Source organism: Rhodococcus sp. 14C212, assembly GCF_011058195.1.
Classification (GTDB): domain Bacteria; phylum Actinomycetota; class Actinomycetes; order Mycobacteriales; family Mycobacteriaceae; genus Rhodococcus; species Rhodococcus aetherivorans.
In genome coordinates, this window is sequence record NZ_JAALEH010000168.1 from 1 (window position 1) to 5283 (window position 5283).

Annotated in this window: 3 rRNA genes; all 3 read right to left on the minus strand. The window is 58.3% G+C overall.

The window, feature by feature from the left end:
* Positions 1 to 7: 7 nt before the first annotated feature.
* The 3 genes from rrf to G6038_RS30170 all read right to left on the minus strand — a co-directional run bounded on the left by rrf (position 8) and on the right by G6038_RS30170 (position 5217).
* Positions 8 to 124, minus strand: a 5S ribosomal RNA gene (gene rrf / locus G6038_RS30160).
* A 141-nt stretch (positions 125 to 265) separates the two neighbouring features.
* Positions 266 to 3399 (minus strand): 23S ribosomal RNA (locus G6038_RS30165).
* Positions 3400 to 3695: 296 nt separating this feature from the next.
* Positions 3696 to 5217: ribosomal RNA gene (locus G6038_RS30170) — 16S ribosomal RNA — on the minus strand.
* Together the 16S, 23S and 5S rRNA genes form the textbook arrangement of a ribosomal RNA operon.
* Positions 5218 to 5283 lie beyond the last annotated feature (66 nt).

Genomic DNA, 5283 nt, shown 5'->3' on the forward strand with positions numbered 1-5283 from the left:
AACGGGTGTTCGGCGGTGTCCTACTCTCCCACACCCTGTCGGGTGCAGTACCATCGGCGCTGGAGGGCTTAGCTTCCGGGTTCGGAATGGGACCGGGCGTTTCCCCTCCGCTATGGCCGCCGTAACTCTGCGAAACGACACACTCGCGCGGTTCGAGTGGGTCGGGGCGCAGCCCCTCTCTTTTCGGAGAGGATCTGCGTTTACTCCAACCCTTCGCGGAGCGAGGTGTTGTTTCAGATACCGCACAGTGGACGCGTAGCTTCTTTGTGGTAAGTCCTCGGCCTATTAGTACCGGTCACCTCCATGCGTTACCGCACTTCCAGTTCCGGCCTATCAACCCGGTGGTCTGCCGGGGGCCTTACCCCCTCGAGGGGGTGAGAAACCTCATCTTGGAACAGGCTTCCCGCTTAGATGCTTTCAGCGGTTATCCCTTCCGAACGTAGCCAACCAGCCGTGCCCCTGGCGGGACAACTGGCACACCAGAGGTTCGTCCGTCCCGGTCCTCTCGTACTAGGGACAGCCTTCCTCAAGTTTCTAACGCGCGCGGCGGATAGAGACCGAACTGTCTCACGACGTTCTAAACCCAGCTCGCGTGCCGCTTTAATGGGCGAACAGCCCAACCCTTGGGACCTACTCCAGCCCCAGGATGCGACGAGCCGACATCGAGGTGCCAAACCATCCCGTCGATATGGACTCTTGGGGAAGATCAGCCTGTTATCCCCGGGGTACCTTTTATCCGTTGAGCGACACCGCTTCCACATGCCGGTGCCGGATCACTAGTCCCGACTTTCGTCCCTGCTCGACCTGTCGGTCTCACAGTCAAGCTCCCTTGTGCACTTGCACTCGACACCTGATTGCCAACCAGGCTGAGGGAACCTTTGGGCGCCTCCGTTACATTTTGGGAGGCAACCGCCCCAGTTAAACTACCCACCAGGCACTGTCCCTGAACCCGATCAGGGTCCGAGGTTAGAGGTCCAATACGATCAGAGTGGTATTTCAACAACGACTCCACCCACACTGGCGTGCGGGCTTCACAGTCTCCCACCTATCCTACACAAACCGAACCGAACACCAATACCAAGCTGTAGTGAAGGTCCCGGGGTCTTTTCGTCCTGCCGCGCGTAACGAGCATCTTTACTCGTAGTGCAATTTCGCCGAGTCTGTGGTTGAGACAGCAGAGAAGTCGTTACGCCATTCGTGCAGGTCGGAACTTACCCGACAAGGAATTTCGCTACCTTAGGATGGTTATAGTTACCACCGCCGTTTACTGGGGCTTAAATTCTCAGCTTCGCGGATTGCTCCGCTGACCGGTCCTCTTAACCTTCCAGCACCGGGCAGGCGTCAGTCCGTATACCTCGTCTTACGACTTCGCACGGACCTGTGTTTTTAGTAAACAGTCGCTTCTCTCTGGTCTCTGCGACCACCCCCGGCTCCGACCGTGAAGGTCCTCACCGGGACTGGTCCCCCTTCTCCCGAAGTTACGGGGGCATTTTGCCGAGTTCCTTAACCACAGTTCTCTCGATCGCCTCGGTATTCTCTACCTGACCACCTGTGTCGGTTTGGGGTACGGGCCGTGTGAAAGCTCGCTAGAGGCTTTTCTCGGCAGCATAGGATCATGGAATTCGCCTCATTCGGCTACGCATCACCTCTCAGGCTGTGTGCGACACGGATTTGCCTGTGTCACGCCCTACGGGCTTACACCGGTACAACCACTGACCGGCCCCACTACCTTCCTGCGTCACCCCATCGCTTGGCTACTACCACCGAAGGTCCCGTGCAGCAGGCTCTCGGCTCCCGAAGGAACTCGATCACCCTTTGGACGGTTAGTACCGATGATTCACCAGGGGCGCGTTCACACGGGTACGGGAATATCAACCCGTTGTCCATCGACTACGCCTGTCGGCCTCGCCTTAGGTCCCGACTCACCCTGGGCGGATTAACCTGGCCCAGGAACCCTTGGTCATTCGGCGGACGAGTTTCTCACTCGTCTTTCGCTACTCATGCCTGCATTCTCACTCGCGCAGCCTCCACACCTGGATCACTCCGGCGCTTCCCCGGCTGCACGACGCTCCCCTACCCACCCACACACCTGGCCCGCACCCCGTAGGGCACGAGCGGGCTAATGTGAGTGCCGCGGCTTCGGCGGTGTACTTGAGCCCCGCTACATTGTCGGCGCAGAACCACTTGACCAGTGAGCTATTACGCACTCTTTCAAGGGTGGCTGCTTCTAAGCCAACCTCCTGGTTGTCTCAGCGATCCCACATCCTTTTCCACTTAGTACACGCTTAGGGGCCTTAGCCGGCGATCTGGGCTGTTTCCCTCTCGACTACGAAGCTTATCCCCCGCAGTCTCACTGCCGCGCTCTCACTCACCGGCATTCGGAGTTTGGCTGATTTCGGTAAGCTTGTGGGCCCCCTAGACCATCCAGTAGCTCTACCTCCGGTGAGAAACACGCGACGCTGCACCTAAATGCATTTCGGGGAGAACCAGCTATCACGGAGTTTGATTGGCCTTTCACCCCTACCCACAGCTCATCCCCTCAGTTTTCAACCTAAGTGGGTTCGGGCCTCCACGACGTCTTACCGTCGCTTCACCCTGGCCATGGGTAGATCACTCCGCTTCGGGTCTAGAACATGCCACTGAGACGCCCTGTTCGGACTCGCTTTCGCTACGACTACCCCACACGGGTTAACCTCGCGACATGCCACTAACTCGCAGGCTCATTCTTCAAAAGGCACGCCGTCACCCACCGACCACCAAAGGTCGCGCAGGCTCCGACGGATTGTAAGCGCACGGTTTCAGGTACTATTTCACTCCCCTCCCGGGGTACTTTTCACCTTTCCCTCACGGTACTAGTCCGCTATCGGTCACCAGGGAGTATTCAGGCTTATCGGGTGGTCCCGACGGATTCACAGCAGATTTCACGGGCCCGCTGCTACTCGGGTACCCTCCACGAGAGCCGGCATGTTTTCGTCTACGGGATTCTCACCCTCTACGACAGGCCGTTCCAGACCATTTCGACTAACACACCGGTTTCTTACTCTCGCCCACCATGACAGTGATGGGAAGAAGGGCCCCACGACCCCACGAGTGCAACGCCTGCCAGCTCTCACACACCCGCGGTTTAGCCTCTTCCGTTTTCGCTCGCCACTACTCACGGAATCACATGTTGTTTTCTCTTCCTGTGGGTACTGAGATGTTTCACTTCCCCACGTTCCCTCCACACGCCCTATATATTCAGGCGCGGGTAACACGACATCACTCGTGCCGGGTTTCCCCATTCGGAAATCCTCGGATCACAGCTCGGTTGACAGCTCCCCGAGGCATATCGCAGCCTCCCACGTCCTTCATCGGCTCCTGGTGCCAAGGCATCCACCGTACGCTCATAAACACTTACAACAAAGATGCTCGCGTCCACTGTGCAGTTCTCAAACAACACACAACACCCGGTACCGGAAGAAGAACCAACCCCCTCGTTCCCGAGCATCGTCGCTGACAAAACACATTGCGTGTTCTCTCAGGACCCAACAGTGCACCGATATAACTCCTCGGATCCCGCACAGAAACGGGATCCGGACGAGAAGTAGCTGTCAGCGTTCCACCCATGAGCAATCGTGTCCCACCTGCGGGGACAAACGATCTCTGGCCGCACACGGTCCCCGACTGTTCGGGGTGTGTGGGCAGATGCTCCTTAGAAAGGAGGTGATCCAGCCGCACCTTCCGGTACGGCTACCTTGTTACGACTTCGTCCCAATCGCCGATCCCACCTTCGACGGCTCCCTCCCACGAGGGGTTAGGCCACCGGCTTCGGGTGTTACCGACTTTCATGACGTGACGGGCGGTGTGTACAAGGCCCGGGAACGTATTCACCGCAGCGTTGCTGATCTGCGATTACTAGCGACTCCGACTTCACGGGGTCGAGTTGCAGACCCCGATCCGAACTGAGACCGGCTTTAAGGGATTCGCTCCACCTCGCGGTATCGCAGCCCTCTGTACCGGCCATTGTAGCATGTGTGAAGCCCTGGACATAAGGGGCATGATGACTTGACGTCGTCCCCACCTTCCTCCGAGTTGACCCCGGCAGTCTCCTGCGAGTCCCCAACCGAATTGCTGGCAACACAGGACAAGGGTTGCGCTCGTTGCGGGACTTAACCCAACATCTCACGACACGAGCTGACGACAGCCATGCACCACCTGTACACCGACCACAAGGGAAACCCCATCTCTGGGGCGGTCCGGTGTATGTCAAACCCAGGTAAGGTTCTTCGCGTTGCATCGAATTAATCCACATGCTCCGCCGCTTGTGCGGGCCCCCGTCAATTCCTTTGAGTTTTAGCCTTGCGGCCGTACTCCCCAGGCGGGGCGCTTAATGCGTTAGCTACGGCACGGATCCCGTGGAAGGAAACCCACACCTAGCGCCCACCGTTTACGGCGTGGACTACCAGGGTATCTAATCCTGTTCGCTACCCACGCTTTCGCTCCTCAGCGTCAGTTACTGCCCAGAGACCCGCCTTCGCCACCGGTGTTCCTCCTGATATCTGCGCATTTCACCGCTACACCAGGAATTCCAGTCTCCCCTGCAGTACTCAAGTCTGCCCGTATCGCCTGCAAGCCCGCAGTTGAGCTGCGGGTTTTCACAGACGACGCGACAAACCGCCTACGAGCTCTTTACGCCCAGTAATTCCGGACAACGCTCGCACCCTACGTATTACCGCGGCTGCTGGCACGTAGTTGGCCGGTGCTTCTTCTGTACCTACCGTCACTCGCGCTTCGTCGGTACTGAAAGAGGTTTACAACCCGAAGGCCGTCATCCCTCACGCGGCGTCGCTGCATCAGGCTTGCGCCCATTGTGCAATATTCCCCACTGCTGCCTCCCGTAGGAGTCTGGGCCGTGTCTCAGTCCCAGTGTGGCCGGTCGCCCTCTCAGGCCGGCTACCCGTCGTCGCCTTGGTGGGCCGTTACCCCACCAACAAGCTGATAGGCCGCGGGCCCATCCTGCACCGGAAAACCTTTCCACCGACAGCCATGCGGCCGCCGGTCCTATCCGGTATTAGACCCGGTTTCCCAGGCTTATCCCGAAGTGCAGGGCAGATCACCCACGTGTTACTCACCCGTTCGCCACTAATCCACCCAGCAAGCTGGGCTTCATCGTTCGACTTGCATGTGTTAAGCACGCCGCCAGCGTTCGTCCTGAGCCAGGATCAAACTCTCCGTTGAAGACTCACAATCACACCCCGAAGGGCCGATCAGTCATAGACATCGAGCCAAATCACCAGCAAAAAA